This window comes from Streptomyces griseofuscus (genome assembly GCF_014673495.1).
GTDB lineage: Bacteria > Actinomycetota > Actinomycetes > Streptomycetales > Streptomycetaceae > Streptomyces > Streptomyces murinus.
The window spans coordinates 2,094,990-2,117,570 of record NZ_CP051006.1 but is presented as its reverse complement, the minus strand read 5'-3'; the positions used below and the strand labels follow the sequence as shown (position 1 = coordinate 2,117,570).

The 22,581-nt window shown below is 73.4% G+C and carries 17 protein-coding genes; 8 read left to right on the top strand and 9 right to left on the bottom strand.

Annotated features, from left to right (window positions below):
* Positions 1-25: 25 nt before the first annotated feature.
* Positions 26-961, bottom strand: coding sequence for a homocysteine S-methyltransferase (gene mmuM / locus HEP81_RS09285; RefSeq protein ID WP_037655515.1), 936 nt, complete (start codon positions 959-961; stop codon positions 26-28).
* A 206-nt stretch (positions 962-1,167) separates the two neighbouring features.
* Here mmuM and HEP81_RS09280 point away from each other — a divergent pair, with 206 nt between their 5' ends.
* Complete coding sequence (locus HEP81_RS09280; RefSeq protein WP_037657971.1) at positions 1,168-1,974, top strand: isocitrate lyase/PEP mutase family protein; 807 nt, start codon at positions 1,168-1,170, stop codon at positions 1,972-1,974.
* On the opposite strand, the gene HEP81_RS09275 is transcribed toward HEP81_RS09280, so the two are convergent.
* From HEP81_RS09275 to HEP81_RS09265, 3 genes are all read right to left on the bottom strand, one after another.
* Positions 1,908-2,642 (bottom strand): alpha/beta fold hydrolase, encoded by a 735-nt coding sequence (locus HEP81_RS09275; RefSeq protein ID WP_037657969.1) that lies wholly within the window; start codon positions 2,640-2,642, stop codon positions 1,908-1,910. The genes HEP81_RS09280 and HEP81_RS09275 overlap by 67 nt on opposite strands.
* 107 nt (positions 2,643-2,749) lie before the next feature.
* Complete coding sequence (locus HEP81_RS09270; protein WP_051850304.1) at positions 2,750-5,656, bottom strand: glycoside hydrolase family 2 TIM barrel-domain containing protein; 2,907 nt, start codon at positions 5,654-5,656, stop codon at positions 2,750-2,752.
* A 113-nt stretch (positions 5,657-5,769) separates the two neighbouring features.
* Positions 5,770-7,014, bottom strand: a complete 1,245-nt coding sequence (locus HEP81_RS09265; protein WP_037657965.1) for an FAD-binding protein — start codon at positions 7,012-7,014, stop codon at positions 5,770-5,772.
* Between the two features lie 102 nt (positions 7,015-7,116).
* Between HEP81_RS09265 and HEP81_RS09260 the strand changes: the two genes are divergently transcribed.
* The 6 genes from HEP81_RS09260 to HEP81_RS09235 all read left to right on the top strand — a co-directional run bounded on the left by HEP81_RS09260 (position 7,117) and on the right by HEP81_RS09235 (position 14,075).
* Positions 7,117-8,124: a hydroxyacid dehydrogenase gene (locus HEP81_RS09260; protein WP_037657963.1), complete on the top strand. Its 1,008-nt coding sequence runs from the start codon at positions 7,117-7,119 to the stop codon at positions 8,122-8,124.
* Positions 8,125-8,221: 97 nt separating this feature from the next.
* Positions 8,222-9,556: a radical SAM protein gene (locus HEP81_RS09255; RefSeq protein ID WP_037657961.1), complete on the top strand. Its 1,335-nt coding sequence runs from the start codon at positions 8,222-8,224 to the stop codon at positions 9,554-9,556.
* A gap of 138 nt (positions 9,557-9,694) precedes the next feature.
* On the top strand, positions 9,695-11,170 hold the full coding sequence (locus HEP81_RS09250) for a cellulose-binding domain-containing protein (protein ID WP_037657959.1): 1,476 nt from the start codon (positions 9,695-9,697) through the stop codon (positions 11,168-11,170).
* Between the two features lie 217 nt (positions 11,171-11,387).
* Positions 11,388-11,585 carry a tautomerase family protein gene (locus HEP81_RS09245; protein WP_031050342.1) on the top strand — a complete coding sequence of 66 codons (198 nt, stop codon included), beginning with the start codon at positions 11,388-11,390 and terminating at the stop codon, positions 11,583-11,585.
* 115 nt (positions 11,586-11,700) lie between these two features.
* The gene (locus HEP81_RS09240; RefSeq protein ID WP_078967482.1) at positions 11,701-12,990 is read left to right on the top strand and encodes a multidrug effflux MFS transporter; all 1,290 of its coding nucleotides are present in this window, start codon (positions 11,701-11,703) and stop codon (positions 12,988-12,990) included.
* A 182-nt stretch (positions 12,991-13,172) separates the two neighbouring features.
* Positions 13,173-14,075 (top strand): LysR family transcriptional regulator, encoded by a 903-nt coding sequence (locus HEP81_RS09235; protein WP_051850303.1) that lies wholly within the window; start codon positions 13,173-13,175, stop codon positions 14,073-14,075.
* A gap of 87 nt (positions 14,076-14,162) precedes the next feature.
* Here HEP81_RS09235 and HEP81_RS09230 read toward each other — a convergent pair whose 3' ends face one another.
* From HEP81_RS09230 to HEP81_RS09210, 5 genes are read right to left on the bottom strand one after another with little or no spacing between them, the layout of a single operon-like run.
* A complete protein-coding gene (locus HEP81_RS09230; protein WP_037657956.1) occupies positions 14,163-15,044 on the bottom strand; it encodes a DUF6282 family protein in 882 nt (293 codons plus the stop codon).
* Complete coding sequence (locus HEP81_RS09225) at positions 15,034-15,735, bottom strand: RraA family protein (protein ID WP_037657954.1); 702 nt, start codon at positions 15,733-15,735, stop codon at positions 15,034-15,036. The genes HEP81_RS09230 and HEP81_RS09225 overlap by 11 nt, the downstream gene beginning before the upstream one ends.
* A complete protein-coding gene (locus HEP81_RS09220; RefSeq protein WP_037657952.1) occupies positions 15,732-17,936 on the bottom strand; it encodes an isocitrate/isopropylmalate family dehydrogenase in 2,205 nt (734 codons plus the stop codon). The genes HEP81_RS09225 and HEP81_RS09220 overlap by 4 nt, the downstream gene beginning before the upstream one ends.
* Entirely contained in the window at positions 17,926-18,747 is an 822-nt protein-coding gene (locus HEP81_RS09215) for an alpha/beta fold hydrolase (RefSeq protein ID WP_051850302.1), read from the bottom strand. The genes HEP81_RS09220 and HEP81_RS09215 overlap by 11 nt, the downstream gene beginning before the upstream one ends.
* On the bottom strand, positions 18,744-19,679 hold the full coding sequence (locus HEP81_RS09210) for a beta/alpha barrel domain-containing protein (RefSeq protein WP_051850301.1): 936 nt from the start codon (positions 19,677-19,679) through the stop codon (positions 18,744-18,746). The genes HEP81_RS09215 and HEP81_RS09210 overlap by 4 nt, the downstream gene beginning before the upstream one ends.
* A 566-nt stretch (positions 19,680-20,245) precedes the next feature.
* Here HEP81_RS09210 and HEP81_RS09205 point away from each other — a divergent pair.
* Positions 20,246-22,501, top strand: a complete 2,256-nt coding sequence (locus HEP81_RS09205) for a HEAT repeat domain-containing protein (protein WP_157854483.1) — start codon at positions 20,246-20,248, stop codon at positions 22,499-22,501.
* Positions 22,502-22,581 lie beyond the last annotated feature (80 nt).

The window sequence follows — 22,581 nt, the reverse complement described above, 5'->3', positions numbered from 1 at the left end:
AGCCGGGACAACCGGGAACGGCCGGTCAGACGGTCTGCGCCCCCAGCGTCCGTGCGATCGAGGCGATGCTCTCCGGCCCCACCCGACAGCAGCCGCCGATCAGGCGGGCGCCTGCGGTGTGCCAGGAGGTGACCTGGTTGGGGGTGAAGGTGGTCGGGCCGGACCAGGAGTGGGAGGCGGGTTGCCAGGACTCGCCGCTGTTGGGGTAGACCACGACCGGCTTGCCGGTGACCCGGGCGGCGAGTTCGACGGCGGGGGCCGCGTCCTGGGGGGCGCAGCAGTTCACGCCCACCGCGATGATCTCCTGCGCGTCGGCCGCGAGCGCGAAGGCCGCCTCCAGGGGCTGGCCGGCCCGGGTGCGGGAGCCGTCGATCGTGTACGACAGCCAGGCCGGGACCCCCAGTCCGCGTACCGCCCGCAGCAGCGCGGTGGCCTCGTCGGTGTCCGGGACGGTCTCCAGGGCCAGGACGTCCGGCGCGGCGGCGGCCAGGACTTCGAGGCGGGGGCGGTGGAAGCGCTCCAGGTCGGCCACGCCGAGCCCGTAGCGGCCCCGGTACTCGGAGCCGTCCGCGAGCATCGCGCCGTACGGTCCCGCGGAGGCCGCCACCCACAACGGGCGGTCCACGCCATCCTCCTGGGCCCGCCGGGCCGCGTCCCGGGCCAGCCGGACGCTCAGCGCGAGCAGGCGTTCCGCCTCCGGGCGGTCGATGCCGCACCGGGCGAAGCCCTCGAAGGTGGCCTGGTAGCTGGCGGTGATCGCCACGCTCGCCCCCGCCAGGTAGTAGGCGAGATGCGCCTCGGTGATCGCCTCCGGCCGCTCCGCGAGCAGCCGCGCCGACCACAGCTCGTCGCTCAGGTCGTGCCCGGCGGACTCCAGCTGGTTGGACAGCCCGCCGTCGAGTACGACCGTCCCGGCGGCGAGGGCCGCGGCGAGGGTGGGGGTGGAAGCGTTGCCGGTCATACCGGTGACGCTAGTCCACCGGGGGGGGGAGCGGCGGGGGGGGGTGTCCAGGGGGTGGGCAGGGCACCGGCGTCCCGCACACCTTTCGGTCCGGGCCGAAGCGTCCCGGGGCTAGGGTCTTTCGTTTGGATCAGGCCGGATTCAGGGCGCGGTGCCAGGGCCCGCGAGCCCGGCATGATCCAAACGAGAGGCGCTAGCGTGGCCGTATGACCGCAGACCTCAGTGGAACGTCCTTCGCCGCGCTGCACCGCCCCGGCGAGCCGCTGCTGCTGCCCAACGCCTGGGACCATGCCTCGGCCGCCGCCCTGGCCGCCCGGGGCTTTTCCGCGATCGCCACGTCGAGCCTCGCGGTGGCGGCGGCCGTCGGGCTGCCCGACGGGGCGGCGGCGACCCGGGAGCACACGGTGCGGCTCGCCCTGACACTCGGTTCCGAGCCGTACCACCTGACCGTGGACGCCGAGGGCGGCTTCAGCGACGACCCGGCGGAAGTGGCTGCTCTGGCAATGGAGTTGTGGGCCGCCGGTGTGGCCGGCCTCAATCTGGAGGACGGGCTCGGGGCGAGCGACCTGCTCGCCGCGAAGATCCACGCCGTCAAGGCCGCCGTACCGGGGATGTTCGTCAACGCCCGCACCGACACCTACTGGTCGGGGGACGGTGACGAGCGGGACACGCTCCGCCGTCTGGACGCCTACCAACGGGCGGGCGCCGACGGCGTGTTCGTGCCCGGCCTCACCGACCCGGCCCGCATCGCCGGCCTCGTGCGGCACCTCGGTGTCCCCCTCAACATCCTCCACTCGCCCGCCGGACCCACCGTCCCCCGCCTCGCCGAGCTGGGCGTGGCCCGGATCAGCCTCGGCTCCCTGCTGTACCGCAGGGCGCTGGGCGCGGCGCTGGACGCCATGGACGACATCGCCGCCGGCCGGACGCCGGGCGGCACGACCCCCTCCTACGACGAGGTGTGCGCGCTGGAGCGCAGCGTCTCGGTCAGCAGGTCGGCGAACTCCACCGGATGATCCAGCGCGCCCAGGTGCCCGCCGGGGAACTCGGTGAACGCCGCGCCCAGTCGCTGGGCCGTGAACTCGGTCGTACGGTGCAGGAGTTGACCGCGTGAGCCGGTGCCCGCGGCAAGCGTGAGCCGGGTGGCCGTATCCGGCGCGGGGACCGGCGTGTACGCGGTGAACGGATGCAGCACCCGGGCCAGGAAGACCCCCATCGGGGTCGCCGACTCGCCCTCGGCGGGCGGCCGTTCATCGCCGTCCAGCTGTCCGAGCAGCTCGGCGCGCCGCTCCGCTCCGTCCGGCAGCACGGTGACACAGGGCGGCTCGTGCGCGACCACATGCGCCAGCCGCGCCGGATGCCGGGCGAGCAGATCGAGCACCGCGATACCGCCCGAGCTGGTCCCGAACGCGTACGCCGAGCCGCCCTCGGGCAGCACCGCCGCCAGCACCCGGTGCGCCCCCTCGCTCCAGTCCGCCACTTGCTGCTCCGGCACCGGCAGACCGAGCCGGCCATGGGCGAGCCCCAACGGGTCGTAGGTCACCACGGTGAACCGCGCGGCCAGCGCCTCGACCAGCGGCCCGAGCCCCATCGGGTGCCCCGCGCCGCCCGGCAGCAGCAACAGTACGGGGCCCTCGCCCGTGACGTCGTAGTGGTCGCGGGCGTCGTCCGCCGTCTCGGTCATCGCTCATCCTCTCCGGGGGCCGGCGCCCGGGACCGAGGTTCGGGGTCCGGGCGCCGATGGTCCTGACCGGCCGACAGTACGTGCTGTCCCGCCCCGGAGCCTCCGAATTACGCGGCTCCCGGATCGGGGGCGAAGACGAAGTCGAACTCCGCCGGTTCCACGCGTAGTTGGTGGTGGGGGAGCGGGCCGGGGCCGCAGGACTGGGAGCCGAGGCCGTGCTGGGCGTGGTCCAGGTTGACCCAGATCGTGTCGCCCGGCACCAGAGCGGTCCGGTGGGTGGCGGCGTCCAGCTGCTCCGTGGTCCAGCGGCGGGCCGTCAGGAAGAACAGGGGATCGCCCTCGATGCGCAGACCGCCCAGCTCCGCCCAGCGGACGTCGATCCGGGCGCCGTTCTCCTGCGGACGGACGTACGGCGTCTGGAGGCCGGCCACCGTCGACTCCCAACGCCCGGTCATGGCCGCTGCCTTGCTGTCCGGATACGCCTCCCCGGGGCCGCCGCCGAACCATCGCACCCGGTCGGCGCGGGCGGCGGGCAGCCCGAGGCGGATGCCGAGCCGGGGGAGCGGCAGCGTCCAGTCGCCCTCCGGTACGACGCGCACGGCCAGCCGCAGCCGGTCCCCGTCCGCCGTCCAGCGGTACACCGTCGAAAGCCCCAACTCCCGTCCGGCGGGCGCCACTCGGGTGCGCACCGTCAGCGCGTCGCCGCCCGCCTCCACCGCGTCCAGGCGGTGCCGCATCCGATGCAGGCCGAGCCCGCGCCACCGGGGTGCGCAGCGGGGGTCGTCCTGCCAGGCGGCGCCCTCGTCGTTGTCGGTGGGCGCCCGCCACACATCCAGCCGGAGTCCGGTGACGGCCACGGCGCCGACCGCCGTCAGGGCGCCGGTGCGCGCGTCGAAGGTGCCGGGGCCCAGGGTCAACACACCCTCGGAGACGCGGAGTCGGGCGGTCGCCGGGACCCGAGGAGGTGTGCGGTCCGAGACCGGGAACTGGCCCCATGCGACGACATGCCCCCGCTCCGCCCACGCGGTATCGGCCGCGAGCGCCGCCCTGATCAGCCAGTGCGCCTCCCCGTCCGGCGCCTCGGCCGGGGGCGCGGGGAGTTTCACGTCCGCCGACTCGCCGGGCGTCAGGGCGGGCACCGGCAGGGGGCCGGAGGCCAGGATCTCCCCGTCCACCTGGTACGACCACGAGAACGCCAGTGCCGACAGATCGGCGGCGTCGTACCCGTTGGTCACCCGGACCGCCCCGGCCGTGCCGTCGCCCGTGATGCCGACCGGCTCCAGCACCTTCTTGTACTCGACCAGGCCGGGGGAGGGCCGCCGGTCCGGGAGGACCAGCCCGTCGCAGACGAAGTTCCCGTCGTGCAGCTCCTCCCCGAAGTCACCGCCGTAGGCGAAGCCCAGCTTGGGATGCGCGATGCCGTGATCGATCCACTCCCAGACGAAGCCGCCCTGAAGACGCTCGTACGACGCGAACAGCCGCTGGTAGTCGGCGAGTCCACCGGGGCCGTTGCCCATGGCGTGCGCGTACTCGCACAGCAGGAAGGGGAGCCGGCGCCTGCGGAGCGGGCCCCCGTCCAGGTGCCGGCCGATGCGCTCGACCTCCGCGTGCCCGGCATACATCCGCGCGTACACGTCCGTGTCGCGGCAGTCGCGGTCGCCCTCGTAGTGCAGCGGGCGGGAGGGGTCGCGGGCGCGGATCCACTCGGCCATCGCGGTCAGGCCCCGGCCCCCGCCGGCCTCGTTGCCCAGCGACCACAGGACGATCGACGGATGGTTCTTGTCCCGCTCGACCATGCGGGCCGCCCGGTCCAGCAGGGCCGGTCTCCAGCGGTCGTCGTCAACGGGGTTGTCCCGCCAGCCCAGTTCGGTGAAACCGTGGGTCTCCAGATCGCACTCGTCGAGCACCCACAGGCCGTACTCGTCGCACAGGTCGAGGAACGCCGGATGCGGCGGATAGTGGGAGGTGCGCACGGCGTTGATGTTGTGCCGCTTCATCAGCAGCACATCCGCGCGCATCGTCTCCAGGTCCAGCGCCCGGCCCCGCTCCGGATGCCACTCGTGCCGGTTGACGCCCTTGAACAGCACCGGCCGCCCATTGACCTTGATCAGGCCGTCCGCCACCTCCACCGTGCGGAAGCCGATCCGCAGCGGCACCCGTTCCCCGCCGGTGGCCAGCACCCCGTCGTACAGCCGGGGCACCTCCGCCGACCAGGGCCGCACCGGCACCGTCACCGGCTCCCCGGCCGGGACGTCGATGCCGAGTTCCGCGACCGTGACCCGGCCCGCGACATCGGAGTCGACGCGCAGGGTGCCGGTGCCCGCCCGGTGGTCGTACGAGGCGTGCACGAAGAAGTCCCGTACCCCGTCGGCGGGTCGGTGCAGCAGGGTGACATCGCGGAAGATGCCGGGCAGCCACCACTGGTCCTGGTCCTCCAGATAGGACCCGGCCGACCACTGGTGCACCCGTACGGCGAGCACATTGCCGGTGGCCTTCAACAGGGGCCCGACCGCGAACTCGTGGGCCAGCCGCGACCCTTTGAACGTGCCCAGCTCCGTGCCGTTCAGCCAGACCCGGGCGCAGGACTCCACCCCGTCGAAGCGCAGCACCGCCCCGTCGCCGTCTCCGCACGGCCAGTCCGCGGGAAGGTCGAAGACCCGAAGATGGTCGCCGGTCGGATTCTCGGTCGGCACCCGCGGCGGATCGACCGGGAACGGATAGCGGTGGTTGGTGTAGACCGGGGAGCCATGACCCTGGAGGACCCAGTGTCCGGGGACCGGGATCTCGGCCCAGCCACCGGCGTCGTACCCCTCCCGTGCGAAGGACCCGGCCTCGGCCGTCGGCGACAGCCGGAAACGCCAGGTGCCGTTCAGGGAGAGGGACGCGGCGTCGGAGGACGCGTACCGGGCGCGGGGCGGCAGCGCCCCGGAGCCGGGGGACACGTCCTCGACGTACTCGATGCCGGTGCCAATGCCGGTCTCGGTGTCGTTGCCGGTGGAGGAGTCGACGGACATCGGTCTCCGATCTGGTGCCACACACGACGGAAGAGCGGGATCAGCCGGGAGGGACGCTCACGCGAGGCTAGGCACGGCGCCCGACCCCCGACAAGGGGGGCCGGGAAGCACCGTCAGCCGTCCAGGACCTCCCCGACGAACGCGTTGGTGAACTTGCCCGTCGGATCCAGGTCCCGGACGAGCGCCCGGAAGTCGTCGAGGCGCTCGTACCGCCCCCGCACCACCGCCGCAGGCATGCCGAACACCTTCCCCCAGTGCGGGCGCGGCTCGAACGGCTCCAGTGCCTCCTCCAGGCCCCGCACCACGGGCAGCACGGCCGCCTCGTCCCGCACCCAGGTGAAGTGCAGCGCCACCGAGTCCCGCGCGTGTGCCGGGCTGAGCCACTGCGGATCGGCGGCGACCGTGCGCACCTCGCAGGTCTGGAGCACCCCCGCGACGCTCTCCCGGATTCCCTCGACCGCTCTCAGCGCGCCGATCGCCGCCGCGCGCGGCACCAGGTACTCCGACTGGATCTCCTCACCACTGCTGGGCGTGAACTCCGCCCGGAAGTGTGGCAGTCGCTCATGCCAGGGCCCCACCACGCCCAGCTGCTCGGTGCAGTTGACCGCGGGCATGCCCGGCACCGGATGCATCGGCACCGCCGCCGGTGCCGCCCAGGGGAAGTCCACCGCCGGCCGGTCGGTGCGCCGCTTGACCCACACCTGCCGAAAGCCCGGGTCCCGCCAGTCCGTGAACAGGCTGACGCTGTACGCCGATCCGGCGACCGCCTCGAACTCCAGCCCCTCAAGCGGCAGTTCGGTGAACACCCGCTGCTCCACCCCGAACGCCGGTTCGAGGTCGAGGGTGAGCGCGGTGACCACGCCCAGCGCGCCCAGCGAGGTCACCGCGCCGTCGAAGCGGGCGTCGCCCCGGGCGATCGTCACCGTCGTACCGTCCGCGACCACCAGCTCCACCTCCCGCACCGCCGAGGCCAGCGGAGGGTTGGCCAGGCCCGAGCCATGGGTGCCGGTCGCCACCGAACCGGCCACCGAGATGTGCGGCAGCGACGCCATGTTCGGCAGGGCGAGACCGCGGGCGTGCACCGCACGGGCCAGCTCGGCGTAGCGGACCCCGCCGGAGACCCGGACCGTGCGCGCCGCCGTGTCCACCTCGATCAGCGGCGCCAGCCCGGCCGTCGACAGCAGCACACCGTCCGGGCCGGGATCGGCGACCCGGTTGAAGGAGTGCCCGCTGCCCAGCACCCGAACCTTCGCCGCACCGGACACCAGGGCCCGCAGCGCGTCGAGCGAGGCCGGGCGCCGGTACTCCTTCGCGTCGTAGGTGACGGTGCGGGCCCAGTTGGTGACGGTCTCCCTCATGCTGCCGATCCTCTCGCCGGGGCGGCGGGTCCGTTGACCCCTTTCTCCGCCGCGCCCTACGGTAAGGACAGCCGCGCCGCACCGAGCCCGGAGGGTCCGTCCTTGCCCGAGCGCCCGCACGCCGTGCTCGCCATGGCGGCCGAGAACGTGCCGTACGTCTTCCCGTCCGACCTCCTCGCCCTCCTGCGCGCCCATCTGGACCTCGATCCCGCCCTGGTGGTCCAGGACCTCACCGAGCCCCGGGCGCGCGCGGCCCTCGCCCGCGCCGAGGTCCTCGTCACCGGCTGGGGCTGCCCCCGCCTGGACGCGGCCGCCCTGGACGGCGCCCCGAAGCTGCGCGCCGTGCTGCACGCGGCCGGATCGGTCAAGGGCTTCACGACCGCCGAGGTGTGGCGGCGCGGCATCCTCGTCTCCTCGGCCGCCGACGCCAACGCGCTGCCCGTCGCCGAGTACGCCCTCGCCATGATCCTGCTCACCGGCAAGGACGTCTTCGCGCTGCGCGAGGAACTGCGCGCGCGCCGGGGCTTCCCCTACGGCACGGTCCTCCCCGGTCTCGGCAACCACGGCCGCCGTGTGGGCGTCGTCGGCGCCTCCCGCGTCGGCCGCCGGCTGATCGAACTGCTGCGCCCGCACGACCTCGCCGTCACCCTCGCCGACCCCACCCTGGACGCCGGGGAGGCCGGGCGCCTCGGGGTGCCGCTGCTGCCCCTGGACGACCTGCTGCGCACCAGCGACATCGTCACCCTGCACGCCCCCGAGACCCCTGCGACCCGGCATCTGATCGGCGCCCGCGAGCTGGCCCTGATGCCCACCGGGGCGGTGCTCCTCAACACCGCCCGCGGCTCCCTCGTCGACCAGGACGCGCTGGTCGCAGAGGTGCGCACCGGGCGTCTGCGCGCCGTCCTGGACGTCACCGACCCCGAACCGCCGCCCGCGGGATCCCCGCTGTTCGATCTGCCGGGCGCCTTCGTCACCCCGCATCTGGCCGGCTCCCAGGGCAACGAGGTGGCCCGCCTCGGCCGGGTGGTGGTCGAGGAGGCCGCGCGCTGGGCGGCCGGTGCGGCGCTGCGCCACGCGGTCGACCCGGAGACGCTGGAGCGGATGGCCTGAGGGGGCCAGGGAGCGCGCCCGCGGGACCCGGCACCGCTCCGCCCGATCCGGGGGCATACGGTTGGGCAGTACACCTGAGCCGGGAGGAGACATACGGATGGGCACTCGCACCGCACTGGTCGAGGATCTGATGGAGCGCTTCCCGCACGTGCCGCGGGAAGCCGTCTTCAAGGAGGACCTGCTCCGCGGCGGTGTCGCCTTCGACAAATCCGCCCTGAGCGACAACGAGGGCGGGGACGTCAAGCCGAAGTCCTACTTCATCTTCTCCTTCGACCACGGCACCCTGCCCGAGCTGGGCGAGGCCGCGCTGCGCCGGCCCCCGGAGGAGATCATCCTCACCGGTGGGCCGTACGACCTGCGCCGTACGGTTGTCTCCGTACGGGTGAACCCCGCCTCCCCCTACCGGGTCGCCGCCGACGACGAGGGGGTGCTCGGCCTCTACCTGGACGGCAAGCGGATCGCCGACGTCGGGGTGCCCCCGATGCCGGAGTACTACCGGCACACCCTCTCCAACGGGAAGTCCGTGATGGAGGTCGCGCCCACCATCCAGTGGGGTTACCTGATCTATCTGACCGTCTTCCGGGTCTGCCAGTACTTCGGCGCCAAGGAGGAGTGCCAGTACTGCGACATCAACCACAACTGGCGCCAGCACAAGGCGGCGGGGCGGCCGTACACGGGCGTCAAGGACGTGGAAGAGGTCCTGGAAGCCCTGGAGATCATCGACCGGTACGACACCCAGAAGGCGTCCACCGCCTACACGCTCACCGGCGGCGCCATCACCAAGACGGTCGCCGGGCGCGACGAGGCCGACTTCTACGGCCACTACGCCAAGGCCATCGAGGAGCGCTTCCCGGGCCGCTGGATCGGCAAGGTCGTCGCCCAGGCGCTGCCCAGGGACGATGTGCAGCGCTTCAAGGACTACGGCGTGCAGATCTACCACCCCAACTTCGAGGTGTGGGACCGCCGGCTGTTCGAGCTGTACTGCCCCGGCAAGGAGCGCTACGTCGGCCGCGACGAGTGGCACAAGCGGATCCTGGACTCCGCCGAGATCTTCGGCGCGCGCAATGTGATCCCCAACTTCGTGGCGGGCGTGGAGATGGCGGAGCCCTTCGGCTTCACCACCGTCGACGAGGCGATCGCCTCCACCACCGAGGGCCTGCGCTTCTTCATGTCGCACGGCATCACACCCCGCTTCACCACCTGGTGCCCGGAGCCGACCACCCCGCTCGGCAAGGCCAACCCGCAGGGCGCGCCGCTGGAGTACCACATCCGGCTGCTCCAGGCCTACCGGCAGACGATGGAGGACTTCGGGCTGTCCTCCCCGCCCGGCTACGGCCCGCCCGGACCCGGCCACGCGGTCTTCTCGGTCAGCTCCTTCATGGACAGCCTGCCCGCCCGGGAGCCGGTCGAGGAAGAGTCGGCCAAGGCCTGAACCATCACCGTGCGTGATCGCTTACGCACGGGCCGCTTGTCAGCGGGGCCGGGCCCGTGAAAGGCTCGGTTCCGCGAGGTTTATGACAACTCCGTCGTCCCTGTGGTGAGTTGACCTCGCCCGTGATGCAGGAGTTCCATGCCCGACCTGCCGACCCCTCAGGACGACACCGAGGCCGCGCTGTTCTCGGAGTCCTGGGACGCGGTGCTCTCGTACGCCGCCCTGTGCGCCTCCGGTTCCGCCACCGCCCACCGGCTGGCCACCGAGGCGTTCACCCTCGGCATGCGCGAGCTCCGCGCGGCCGGGCGCACCCATGTGCGCGGCGCGGGCCGCCGCCCCGCCCGGCTGCCCGCCATCCCGGCCCTGCTCACCGCCGTCCGCACCACGGCCGCCGACTGGTCGGCCGCGGGCCGGGGCCGGCTGCTCGCCCCCGGCCTTCCCCAGTGGCTGTCCTCGCCCGAGGCGTCCCGCCTCACCGGCTCGCCCCGCGCCCATCCGCCGGCTCTGCGGGCCCTGCGCGACCTCGGCGGCACGGACGCGGCACTGCTGTGGCTGGCCGAGGTGGAGGCCCTGCCGCTGCCCACGGCCGCGCACCGGCTCGGGTTGGACCCGGCCACCGTAGGGACCGAACTCGACCGGGTGCGGGCGCTGTTCCGGGAGCGCTGGCGCCGAGCCCTGGGTGACGCCCCGGAGCCCGAGGCCGCCGGGCTGGCCGCCGTACTGGCGGGCGGGGTGCTCGGCTGGGGCGGGCTCGACTATCTGGAGCGGCGCCGGCGGACCGCCGAGGCGCGGGCCGGGACCGGCCGGGCGGGGGAGCCCCCGAGGGGTGAACCCGAGGAGCGCGCAGGGCTCTCGCGGCTGCTGCGCGGGGGCGGGATGTTCGCCACCGCCCTGCTGCTGTCGGCGCTGGCGCTGGGCGCCTCGCTGATGGCGCCCGGCGGTTCGGGCGCGGATTCCTTCACCGCCCGGGACGACGCCGCCGCCACCCGCGACGACACCGCGGCGCCCGACGACACCGGTGCGTCCGGCGGTGCCACCCAGGGCGGCGGCCGTACCGGCGCCCGCCCCACCACCGCGGGCCCCACCCCGACACCGTCCCCGACCCCGACCCCGGCCCTGACACCCGGGCGCGAGCCGACGCCCGGGCCGGTGCCGCCGTCCGGGACCCCGGCCGCCTCCGGCCGGACCACCGGCGCGGGCAGCCGGGACCCCGGGCGCCCGAAGCCCGGGCCCACCCCCGACTCCCCGCCCAGGGGCCTCTCCTCCCTGGCCCACGGCCCGGTGAGCCTCCCGGCCGCCCCGCCGTCCTCCTGCCGCATCGGCTACGACCTCGTCAGCCAGTGGCCCGGCGGCTTCCAGGCGACCGTCACCGTCACCACCGAGCAGGCCCTGGACGGCTGGCGGGTCGAGTGGACCTTCCCGGACGGCCAGCGGATCGGCCGGGTGTGGGACGCCACCGTCCGGCAGAACGGCTCCCGGGTCACCGCCACCGCCGCCGACTACGACCGGGTCGTCCCGGCCCGCACCGCCGTGGCCTTCGGCTTCACCGGCACCTGGACGGACGCCGACCGCGCCCCGGACGCCTTCACACTCAACGGCCGGCGCTGCGCGTAACCGCGCCGCGGCCACCCGCCCACCGGGCACTGGTCTCTACCTGACGAGCCGTCGTACGGCCGCCCCACCTGGGCATATCACGAGTCGTGATCGTTCTCAGAGCGTATTGCGTCTTGGACGGCTCCTGGTCCGGTGCTGGACTGGATCCACGGCGGATCCCGGCCGAACCGGCCGCGGACCGTGCGCCATCGGCGCGACCTCGATCCAGGAGAACGCAATGCCTCTCATCCATGTGCAGCAGACCCCCGGCAAGACCGCCGAGCAGAAGGCCGAGCTGGTCCGCGAGCTGACCGACGCCTACGTCAAGGCCACCGGCAGCAAGCCGGAGAGCGTCTGGGTGACCGTGCAGGAGATCGGCACCGACAGCTGGTCCATCGCCGGCGAGACGCTGGCCGCCCGCGCCGCCAAGCGCTGAATCCAGGGGCCGACACCCGAGCCGCCGTTCCCGGGCGCACATCCCCCGTTCCGCCCGGGAACGGCTTCCCCTTTTCGGTCGACCTGAGCCCTGACCAAGGAAGTTGCCACGTGCCATGAAGTCCGCATCGACTCGCACGCCCTACGCGCTGTTGCTCGCCGTCCTGTCCTCACTGAACGCGGGCGGCCTGTTCGCCTCCGACATCAACCTGCCGGGCGTCCCGGCCACCGCGCACGCCTTCCACACCCCGGTCGCGTCGGTGCAGTGGACGTTCAGCGCCTTCATGATCGGCATCGCGGTCTCCCAGGCGGTCTACGGGCCCATATCCGACGCGTACGGCCGTAAGCGCGTCATCGTCTCCGGACTCGGCCTGTTCGTCCTCGCCTCCCTGGTGTGCGCCGCGGCGCCCACGGTCGAGGTGTTCGGCGCGAGCCGGCTCCTCCAGGCGCTGGGCGCCGGCTCGGGCATGGTGCTCGGCCGGGCCGTGATCAGCGACCTGTACGAGGAGAAGGACGCGGCCCGGATGTTCGCCACGGTCATGCCGATCGTCGGCGTCTCCCCGTCCGTCGCGCCGCTGATCGGCGGCTACCTGACGACGTACGTCTCCTGGCGCGCGCCGTTCGTGGTCACCGCGGTGATCGGCCTGGTGACCCTGGTCGCGATGATCACCGCGATCCCCGAGAGTCTGCCGCCGGAGCGCCGCAGCAAGCACCTGGGCGCCACCCTCAAGGGCTACCCGAAGCTGCTCTCCCGCCCGCTGTTCTGGGCCTACACGGTCAATCTGTGCGTGGCGTACGGCGGATACTTCGGCTACCTGGCGGCCTCCCCGCTGGTGTTCGAGAAGATGCGGCTGGCCACCGAGACCACCAGCTACTGCTACATCACCGTCTCGCTCGCCTACGTCGCGGGCAACCTCACCTCGCGCGCCCTGGTCCGCACCCGGTCCGTCAACCGGCTGCTGTGGATGGGCCACGGGTTCTTCCTCGTCGGAGCGCTGATGATGCTGGGCCTCGGACTCAGCGGGGCCGGTGGCCGCTGGGGTCTGCTGGTGCTGGTCTTCATGCCGGTGATGACCTTCGGCAACGGCTTCCTGCTGCCGCTGTCGATGAGCGCGGGTGTCACCACGTTCCGCGCGACCGCCGGTTCGGCGTCCGGTCTGATGGGCGCGCTCCAGCTGCTCTCCGCCTCGCTGGGCATCTACCTCTCCAGCCGGCTGCCCGCCGGTGACCTGTTCGCGCTCGGCTGGTTCGTGCTGATCGCCGCGGTGCTGGGCATCTGCGCCTTCGCCCTGTTCCTCTCGCTCGCCTCCCGTACGACGGCGGCCGCACCCGCGCCGGTGCGGCAGAGCGAAGAGCGGCCGGCCGACCGCCCGGCCGCGGACCTTCAGGAAGCCGCCATGGAATAAGGCCACATGAGGCCGTACGACCGACGGCAGCGGCACCCGTGAGGCGCTGACGCGCGTACGGGTGCCGCTGTCAGGTGTGCGAGGATTCCTCTGCGGCGACCCCGAAGTCTGTATTGATCTATTCATCAATATAAGTGTTGAGTTTCCATCACAGGGCCGCCCGTCGAGGATTGGGGGGTCCTGTGGAACTGCGCCAGATCCAGTACTTCGTCGCCGTCGCGGAGGAACTGCATTTCGGCAGAGCGGCCAAGCGGCTGCACATCGGCCAGCCCGCGGTCAGCCAGCAGGTGCGCCGACTGGAACGGGAGCTGCGCACCCAGCTCTTCGACCGCTCCAGCCGCACGGTCACCCTCACCGCGGCCGGGCAGGCCCTGCTGCCCGAGGGCCGCGCGCTGCTGAAGGCGCTGGGTTCCTTCGCCGCCAAGGCCCAGCGGCTGGCCGCCCAGAAGGACGCCACGTTCCGCGTCGGGATCAGCTCCGCCCTCGGCGAGCGCCTGGACGACTTCCTGGACGCGCTGCCCGACTCCGGATCCGGCACCCGCTTCGAGTTCCAGACCCTCGGCGCCCACCACCGCCTGGAGGAGGTACGGGCCGGCCGGCTGGACGCCGCGTTCGTCCGCGGTGTGGAGAGCGCCCCCGGACTGCGGCTGCTCACCCTCTGGTACGACCCCCTGGTGGCCGCCCTCCCCGCCGCGCACCCGCTGGCCGGCCGCAGCAGCCTGAACCTCGCCGATCTGGCGGGAGTTCCGCTGCGTCTCGCCTCCCGGGGCGAGAACCCGGCGCTGTACGACGCCGTCGTGGCCGCCTGCCGCAAGACCGGTTTCGAACCCACCTTCGGCGCGCCCTTCACGGGATTCCAGGACACCCTCGCCGAGATCGGCGCGAGCGGCGACGGCTGGACCCTGATGTACCCGACGGCGGCCGACACGGTCTCCTCGCGCCGGATCGCGCTGCTCCCGCTGGACGGGGAGCCCATCACCATGCGGATGTTCCTCGCGCTGCCGGAGAACGCGGACCCGATGCGGCTGGAACTGCTCACCGAGACGGCGGCCCGGGTCCGCCGCAAGACCATGGGGACTTCCTGACCGACCCGTTCCACACGCACAGCGCCCCGGAAGAGACCCTGACCACAGTCCCTTCCGGGGCGCTGACACTCGGTCGGCCCGGCCGTCCTACAGGCTGAGCATCCTCAGCGGCGCGTCCCGCACGACCTCCGTGATCCGGCCCTCGTCGAGACCGGCCTTCTCGAACCAGTCCCGGCTCCGCGTCGTCCACTCCCCGATGTCCATCTGGGAGGTCTGCCCCAGATCGGAGCTGTACAGGGCGCGCGGCACCTTGGCGAGGACGGCGGCGAAGTCGTCCCAGTCCTGGTAGCCCAGCAGGTACGTCAGCGCGGTCTGCTCCGCGTACACCTGCTCAGCCGAGGCGATGTCCAGCAGATCGGCGCAGCTCAGACCGGTCATCGGGTTGGCCGGCTGATTGAGCATCACCCGCGGCACGTCGAGCCGTACCGCCTCCTCGACCAGCAGCGCCACCTCGCGTCCGTCGGCGTGCCCGGTGGAGATCACGATCGGCAGGTCCCGGGCCATCCGCAGGATCTCCCGCACCTCCGCCCTGAGCACGCCGTCCCCGTCCGTGACGGTGAGCGGCCGCAGCCCGTCCCGGGCCAGCAGCGGATGCGCCGGGGTACGGGACAGCCGGCTCGTGTGGGTCCGCCCGGTCACCGTCGGCAGATGGACGATCAGGCGCAGCCCGCTGTCCTCGCCGTGCTGCACGACGGCCTGCTCCACGGCCCGGGTGTCCAGGCCGCCCGCGATGTCGTTGAGCACGATCGACCCGGAGACCGGCAGGCCCTGCTGACGGGCCTCCCACGCCTGGGCCGCGGTGGAGCCCAGATGGTTCTTCAGGACCACCCAGCCGCCGAGCCTGGCGTACTGGTCACCGGCCGTGGCCGCGGTGTGCCGCCGTACATAGGCGTCCGGGCCGACGTGGTAGTGGACGTCCACGAACGCCGCCTGTTCGGCGGTGGCCGCGGCCGTGGGTTCAGGCGTCATCGTCGCCCTTGTCCTCCCAGGGACGCGCGTAGCCGTAGCGGGCCCGCGCCTCGTCCAGCCGGATGCCGTCCGCGGCGGCCTCCCGGATGCGCCGCTCGGTCCGCTCGACCGCCTCGGCGCGCCGGACGACCTCGGCGACCAGGTCGGCGGGGATGCGCAGCGCCCCGTTGTCGTCCGCGAACACCAGGTCGCCGGGGCGGACCACGGTGCCCTGGATGTCCAGGTCGGCGCCGGTGCTTTCGAGCACCGCCCGGTTCTTGGCGCTGACCATGGTGACGGCGGTGCTGAACAGCGGGTACCCGGCCTCCCGGGTCTCCCGTACATCGCGTACGGCACCGTGCACGACGCTGCCCGCGATCCCCCGGCGCAGCGCCACCGAGGTGAGCAGGGAACCCCAGTTGGTGCAGGCGCCGGTGCCGCCGTTGTCCGCGACCACGACCGAGCCGGGCGGCACGTCGTCGATGTAGTTGGCGGCGTTGTGGAACGCGCCGTCGTCCTCGATGGGCCGGTAGCGCACGGTGAACGCGGGCCCGAAGGCCACCGCGCCGGGTGTGCGGGCGGCGATGCCGGGCAGCACGCACGGCGCGGCGCGCAGGCTGTCCATCGCGTCGGAGAGGGCGGCCGTGTCCAGCCGGGCCAGTCGTGCCCGCAGCTCGTCGTCGAGCAGCGGGTCGGCGGATACGGTGGTCATGCGGTCTCCTCCACGAGCCGGCGGGCGATGGTCCAGGCGGCGAACTGGGCTGCGTACGCGAGGACTTCGGGCCCCCGGTTGGGGACGGTCAGCTCGCCGGTGTGCTCCCGCGCCCCGTCGTGCACCGTGCACAGCAGGCGGACGGTGCCGGTGTGGTCCTGCGGACCGCCGCCGGCCCAGTCCGCGTCCAGCGTCACGGACACCCGCGCGGACGGCTCCCGGTCCTCGGCCGGCCGCCGCTCGGCGGCCAGCTCGGCCGCGAACCGGCCGCCGGTCACCCGGTCCTCGGCCGTCAGGGCCAGCGCGCGGGTGTCCAGCAGCTCGGCGAGTTCCTGGACGGCGGTGCGCTCCCGGTCGGTGACGACGTACGCGCCGAGCGCGTCGTCCAGCCGCTTCGCCAGCTCCGCCGCGTTTCCCGGCGGGCAGTCGATCCGGATGTCCACGTAGGGGTAGTGCCAGCGGTAGGCGGGCTTGACCCGCAGCCCCAGGTCCCGCACCAGGGCGTCCACCGCGGCGGCGGCGTCCGCCTCGATGACCCCGAGGGTACGGCGGAACACCGTGTCCACGGGCTCCGGTTCGGGGAGGTGGGCGAGGCCGTCGCGCAGGAAGGCGTCGAGCATCGGCAGGCACTCGCGCGGCGGGCCGGGGAGCATCACCACGGTGGTGCCCTGTACGTCGAGGCGGCAGCCCCAGGCGGTGCCGTTGGCGTTGGGCAGCAGCTCGGCGCCCTCGGGGAACTGCCCCTGGCGGCGGTTGTCCTCGTGGACGGCGACGCCGAAGCGGGTGAGCCGCTCGACGACGCCCTGCCATGCCTCCTCGCGGTGCTCCAGCGGGCGGCCGACCGCACGGGCGACCCCGATCCGGGTCACATCGTCCGAGGTGGGGCCGAGCCCGCCCATCACCACGACCACGTCGTCGCGGCCGATGGAGGAGCGCACGGCGTCCGCGATCGCCGCCTCGTCGTCGCCGACGGTGTGCCGGACACGGACCGGTACCGCGCGGGCGGCCAGCCTGCGGGACGCCTCGCCCGCGTTGCTGTCCTCCAGGACGGCCCGTAGCAGCTCGTCCCCGACGGTGACGACGGCGGCGGTGTGGGCGCGCGGCACGGCAGCGCAGGCGTCCAGCACGGCCGCGGCGCACTCGGTGGTGGTCGCCGTACCGCCCAGGTCGTACGTCACCCGGTCCCGGCGGCGCGTCACATGCGAGACCGCGTCCCGCACCTGGCCCGCGGCCTCGCCGAAGCCGAGGTGTTCGAGGAGCAGGCCGACGGTGAGGAAGGCGGCGAGCGGGTTGGCCCGGCCGGTCCCGGCGAGGGCGGGGGCGCTGCCGTGCACCGGCTCGAAGTAGTTGCCGTGCTCCCCGATGTTGGCGCTGGGCGCGAGGCCGAGGCCGCCCATCACACCGCCGCCGAGGTCGGACAGGATGTCGCCGAACATGTTCTCGGCGACGATGACCCCGAAGCGCTCGGGGCGGCGCGCCATCCACAGCGCGACGGCGTCCACGTTGAGGATCTCGTACTCGATCTCCGGGTAGTCCGCGGCGATCTCCTCAAGACGCTCGCGGGCGTAGGCGCTGCTGCGCCGCAGCACGTTCGGCTTGTCGGCGAGGGTGACCCGGGGGTGCCCATGGGCGCGGGCGTGCTCGAAGGCGTAGCGCAGGATGCGGTCGAGGCCGTGCCGGGTGAGCATCCGCACGCTCGCGGTGGTGGCCTCGCGGCCGCTGATCCGCGCGTTGGGGTGGTCCGCGACGAGCGGCCACATCTCCTCGGGCACCTGGTCCCAGTCGAGGCCCGCGTAGAGGCCCTCGGTGTTCTCGCGCACCACGCAGAAGCGGTACGGGGTGCCGCCCAGATAGCTCTCGACCGGCCGCAGGTTGGCGAACAGGTCGAGGCGCTGGCGCAGCTGGATGATCGGCGACACGTACTGCGGGGCCTGCTCGCGCAGCTGCGGTGCCAGGTCGGCCAGGGCCTCGCGTCCCGGCTTGCTGGTGGTGGCGCCGAGCAGCACCGCGTCGCTGCGGCCGATCAGGTCCCAGGTGCGCTGCGGCACCGGGGTGCCCTCGGTGCGCCAGAACTCCCAGCCGATGTCGCCGTGTTCGAGGGTGATGGGCAGCCCGAGGGCGTCGATCACCGGGAGGGCCGCATCGAGTACTTCGGGGCCGATGCCATCGCCGGGAAGTACCGCGACGGTCTTACTGGTCATGGATCCTCTTCTTCTGCTGTGGTGCCAGGAACGCGGCGACGGCCCGCCGGGTGGCCTCCGGCCGGTCGGCGTGGGGGCGCATGCCCGCCCCCGCAATGCCGACGCTGCGGTGCCCGGGGCCGGTTGCGAGGTGCTGCCTGCCCACGAGCTTCGACTCCTCGCCGTAGACGTGCAACAGCCTGCCGGGGAACGCCTCGACCTGGCTTTGGACATCGGCGCGGTGCAGCAGGCGCAGACCGGTGGCCAGGCGCCACCCGTACAGCGGGTCGTCCTCGCCGTCCCGCTCGCTGTCCGGGGTGTCCCGCGGGCCGGCCGGGGCCGGTACGGGCGCGGGATCAGCCGGGCCGCGGACCACCTCGTGCAGCAGGTCGAGCGCGGCGGTCGTGCCCCGCCCGGCCACGGCCGCCGCGATGCGCTCCAGGGTCGCGTCGAGCACCTCGTCGGCGACCGTGGGGGAGGACAGCAGGACGACATCCGCCCGATGCGTCCAGGGCCGGTCGAGGAGTCGCTGGACGACGGCGCCGCCCAGGGCGTTGCCCACCAGGACGTCGGGCTCCTCGGCGCGCAGCACCTGCGCCCACCGGTCGGCGAGGGCCGCGAGGTCGTCCCCGTCGCGCAGCAGCGACAGGGTGTCGTACACCGTCACCCGGTGACCGGTCGTCACCAGCGCCTCGGCGACGGGCTCGAAGAAGGCCCCCCGGTCCCAGCGGGCCATGACGGGCGCGAGCACACAGGCGGTGCGGGGCGCGCCCGCCTCGCCCAGGTGCACGGCGACCGGGGGCCGCAGCGGTGTCGTGGCCGGCGAGGTCATGCCGCGACCACCGGGCCGGTCAGCTCGCGCGCGGCGCTGAACGCGGCGCCCATGTGGTCCACGGGCAGCTTGGCGCGCTCCTCGACGGAGAGGTCGAAGTGGCCGAGGACCAGGTCGGGCAGCGGCAGCGAGGGTCTCGCCTCGGCGATCTCGGACTCCATGCGGTGCGCGAGGGTGAGGATCCGGCCGAGGTCGTACCGGTCGGTGCGCCCGGCGCGGCCCAGATAGGCGAGCCACTGCTCGGTGATCAGGTTGCCGGGGCCCTTGCCCATGCCGAGGACCGAGGAGTCGATCCAGGTGGCGCCCGCGTCGACCGCCGCGATGGAGTTGGCGAGCGCCAGGCCCAGGTTGTTGTGCGCGTGCAGGCCGATCGCGGAACGGGTCACCGAGCGCACCAGGGTGACCAGGCGGGAGACCTCGTCCGGCAGCAGGCTGCCGTTGGAGTCCGCCAGATAGATCACGTCGGCGCCCGCGTCCTCGGACATCGCCGAGAGCTCCACCAGGCGCCGCCGGTCGAGCTGGCTGACGCGGGTGATGTTCACGGTGGTGGTGAAGCCGAGGTTCGCCGCCTTGCGGAGCACGGCGAGACCGGGCTCGGGCGTCGTGGACGGCAGGCAGAACCGGACGAGCCGTACGCCGGCCTCGAACATCTGGGTGAGGTCGTCGTCCTCGATGTTCTTCGGGTGCAGGATCATGCAGATCCGCTCGGGCGGTATGACCTCGGCCATGGCGCGTATGTACTCGTCGGCGCCCAGGCCCGTCAGGCCGAGGCCCGGCTTGGGCTGGAAGGATCCCTTGCGGTATCCGATCTCAACCCATTCGATACCGGCCGCGACGCTCTCCCTGGCGTGTTCCAGGGCGTATTCGAGCGTGAAGCCGAAGTTGTTGCGGTATCCCCCGTCTCGCAGCGTCACATCGAGATTGGTGACCATGTCTCCTCCGTTGACTGTCCGAGGTGGCGGCTGGGAGGGCGAGAATGGTGGTTCGTATCGTGCACCGCAGCGAAAAATCGGTGTCAATGGATAACTGACACATGGTGGCGATTTCCCCCGTCCCCCGTCGCCCAGATCGATGCATTCAAGAATGCCGGATGAAACCGGAATTCTTTTGGGGCGCAGCTAATGCGTAGTCACTTCGCCGGCCGAGCCCCCTGAAGCGGAATGGATGCTAGCGGTGTCGGCGCGGAAAGTGCAAGGTGAAGATGGCAGTCGAAGGCCGCTCGCCGAGTACGCCGAATTCATTGAAGAAATTTACTTTCCATATACCGTTGCTGTGGGGACTGTTTGACCTGCGCGGTCTGTCACGCGTCAAGTCCAGCATCGGTGCGCGAGTCGTCCAAGATGCAATTCGCACTGGTATCGATCATGATCGGTGATGATTCCAGGTGGCTGCCGCCATGGCATACTCACCGGACTCGTCCGCGAAACCGAACGTTCAAATTCGTGTTACAGGGTGGCGTACGACAGCGTTGTCAATCAAGAGCGGCGAAGGAGTATCAGTGATAGCCGGTCCGGTGCCGCTCGACGGCCTCGACGCCGTTCCCTGGGCGGACCTCGCGCACGCGTACGGCGCCGCCGCCGACGTCCCCGCGGTCCTTCGCGCGCTGGCCCGGCCCGGGCCCGACCCCGAGCGGGAGGAACGCCTGGACGAGCTGGACTCCGCGATCTACCACCAGGGCGGCGCCGTGTACTCGGCGGGCGCGGCGGCCCTGCCCTTCCTCCTGGAACTCGCGGCCGCCCCCGGTCTGCCCCTGCGGGCCGCGATCGTGGAACTGCTCGGCCGGTTCGCGGCGTTGCCCAACGACATGCGTGAGCCCTGGAGTTCGGACGAGCAGGCGCGGTCCTGCCGCGTGGCGCTCATCGCCGGCCACGACCTCCTGGTCGCGCTGCTGGACGACACCGACCCCGCGGTCCGTGCCGCCGTGGCCGATCTGCTGTGGGAGTACGCCCGCTGGTCGCCGCGCGCGCAGGACGCCGCGCGGGCACTGGCCGACCGCGACGCGGTGGAGCCCGATCTCGCGCTGCGCGTGTCGCTGCGCCTGGCGGGCGCCCGGGCGGCGGCCGGGGCGCGCGCGTCCGGCTTCCCTTCTGCCGCCCCGCTCACCGCGGCCGTACGCCGCCTCGTCGAGGCGGTCGGCAGGGACGCGGACGCGCTCACGCTCGCCCGCCTGGCGGCGGCCCGGCGGCTCGACCCGGCCGCCGCGACCTGGCGGGACCTCCTCGACGCGGCCCTCGCACCGGCCACGCCCCGCCGCGCCTACCCGGCCTGGCGCGAGGACGGCGCGCATCTGGCGACGGCCCTGTGCGCCCTGTGCGGTGACGACCCGGCAGCCCACCTGGACATCGTCCGCGCCCTGATCGGCCATGAGTACCCGCGGGTGCGCACCGGCGCGCTCCAGGCGGCCGGTGACGCGATGCTCCGCCGCCGCTCGGCCGTCCCGGCGCTGGTCCCGCTGCTCGGGGCGGCGCTCAAGGATCCCGAGCCGGAGAACCGGGCGCGGGCCGCCGACCTGCTGGCCGCGGCGGGCGACGCCGGTGCCGCCTTCGACGACCGCCTCGCCGCCGCGCTCGACGATCCGCACCGCCCCGCAGCGCTCCGCGCGGCCTGGGCACTGGCCCGGCACGGCGACGTACGCGCCGTACTGGCCCTGACGCATGCGCTGGACCACGAGGAGGACGACGGGTTCGGGCCCTCCGCCCATTACGGCGGGAACTTCTACTGGTTCACCCGGCCGCCGTTGCGGGAGGCCCTGGAGGCGTGCGCGCCGGCCCACGGACCGCTGCTGGTGCCCGCGCTGCGCTCCGCGCTGGCCCGCTGCCTGACGGGGCGTCGCCCCGCGGACGGCGCCGCGACCGCGCCGGTGGACCTCCCGCGGCTGCACCTTCTGTGCGACGCCCTCGCGGCATGCGGCCCCGCGGCGGCCGAGGCGCTGCCCGAACTGGCGGCGCTGCTGGCCGCCGGGCACCCGCGCCCGGCCTGCACCGTCATCGAGGCGCTGGGACCGGCGGCCGGTCACTGCCGCCCGCTCCTCGAACGCGCGGAACGCACGGCCCTGGCCGCGGCGTCGGCAGGACTGTCCACGTGCCCCACCGCGCCCGCCGACTCCTCCGCCGCCTCGGTGACTTCGCCCACCCGACCGCGCCCGCCCGGACCGGTGGACCACTGTCTGACCGCGCTCACCGTCGCCCGGACCCGCTTCGCCGTCGACGGTGACGAGGCGGCGCTGCTGCGCACGGTGGACGCGGTGCTCACCTCGACGGCTGCGCTGTGCCGAGGCGTTGAGGAGACACCCGGCCGACCGCGGTCCGCGGCGGCGGCCGCGGCGATCCGGGACACGGCCGCGCTCGCGAGCGCCGTGGCCCGCTGCCTGGCCGCGCTCGGACCGGGCGCCGGGGCGAGCCGGATGCGCCGGCCCGAGCAGTGGCTGCGCGCGAACGAATGGCGGTGGCGGAGCCATGAGAGCGTCGCTGTCGCCCGGGCCCACCGGCGGGTGACCGGCGACAGCGGCCTGGCCCTCCAGGTGTTCGGACGCGTCCTGGAGACACGGCCGGGCGCCGCCTACTCCCCGATCGAGCTGGCCGCGCTGCGGGCACTCACCGACCTGGGCCCCGAAGCCCGCGCCCTCGCACCGCTGTTGCGCGCCTGCCGGGACCGGGACGAACGGCTCTGCGACGGGGGCGGCTGGCGGGGCATGGCGCTGGACGAGGAGGCCCGGCAACGCGCCGCCGCGGCCCTGTCGGCGGGGGCGCGTTAATTCGGTGGCACGCGCGGCCGGTGCCGTCCTAGGGTGGGAACCACTTCGTGAGGCGGCCGCCGGCCGCCGACGAGCGAGCG

What these genes read in the sequence shown, in the direction of transcription:
- mmuM (WP_037655515.1), bottom strand. Translation starts at nt 961, where the DNA reads ATGACCGGCAACGCTTCCACCCCCACCCTCGCCGCGGCCCTCGCCGCC.
- HEP81_RS09280 (WP_037657971.1), top strand. Translation starts at nt 1,168, where the DNA reads ATGACCGCAGACCTCAGTGGAACGTCCTTCGCCGCGCTGCACCGCCCC.
- HEP81_RS09275 (WP_037657969.1), bottom strand. Translation starts at nt 2,642, where the DNA reads ATGACCGAGACGGCGGACGACGCCCGCGACCACTACGACGTCACGGGC.
- HEP81_RS09270 (WP_051850304.1), bottom strand. Translation starts at nt 5,656, where the DNA reads ATGTCCGTCGACTCCTCCACCGGCAACGACACCGAGACCGGCATTGGC.
- HEP81_RS09265 (WP_037657965.1), bottom strand. Translation starts at nt 7,014, where the DNA reads ATGAGGGAGACCGTCACCAACTGGGCCCGCACCGTCACCTACGACGCG.
- HEP81_RS09255 (WP_037657961.1), top strand. Translation starts at nt 8,222, where the DNA reads ATGGGCACTCGCACCGCACTGGTCGAGGATCTGATGGAGCGCTTCCCG.
- HEP81_RS09250 (WP_037657959.1), top strand. Translation starts at nt 9,695, where the DNA reads ATGCCCGACCTGCCGACCCCTCAGGACGACACCGAGGCCGCGCTGTTC.
- HEP81_RS09245 (WP_031050342.1), top strand. Translation starts at nt 11,388, where the DNA reads ATGCCTCTCATCCATGTGCAGCAGACCCCCGGCAAGACCGCCGAGCAG.
- HEP81_RS09240 (WP_078967482.1), top strand. Translation starts at nt 11,701, where the DNA reads ATGAAGTCCGCATCGACTCGCACGCCCTACGCGCTGTTGCTCGCCGTC.
- HEP81_RS09230 (WP_037657956.1), bottom strand. Translation starts at nt 15,044, where the DNA reads ATGACGCCTGAACCCACGGCCGCGGCCACCGCCGAACAGGCGGCGTTC.
- HEP81_RS09225 (WP_037657954.1), bottom strand. Translation starts at nt 15,735, where the DNA reads ATGACCACCGTATCCGCCGACCCGCTGCTCGACGACGAGCTGCGGGCA.
- HEP81_RS09220 (WP_037657952.1), bottom strand. Translation starts at nt 17,936, where the DNA reads ATGACCAGTAAGACCGTCGCGGTACTTCCCGGCGATGGCATCGGCCCC.
- HEP81_RS09215 (WP_051850302.1), bottom strand. Translation starts at nt 18,747, where the DNA reads ATGACCTCGCCGGCCACGACACCGCTGCGGCCCCCGGTCGCCGTGCAC.
- HEP81_RS09210 (WP_051850301.1), bottom strand. Translation starts at nt 19,679, where the DNA reads ATGGTCACCAATCTCGATGTGACGCTGCGAGACGGGGGATACCGCAAC.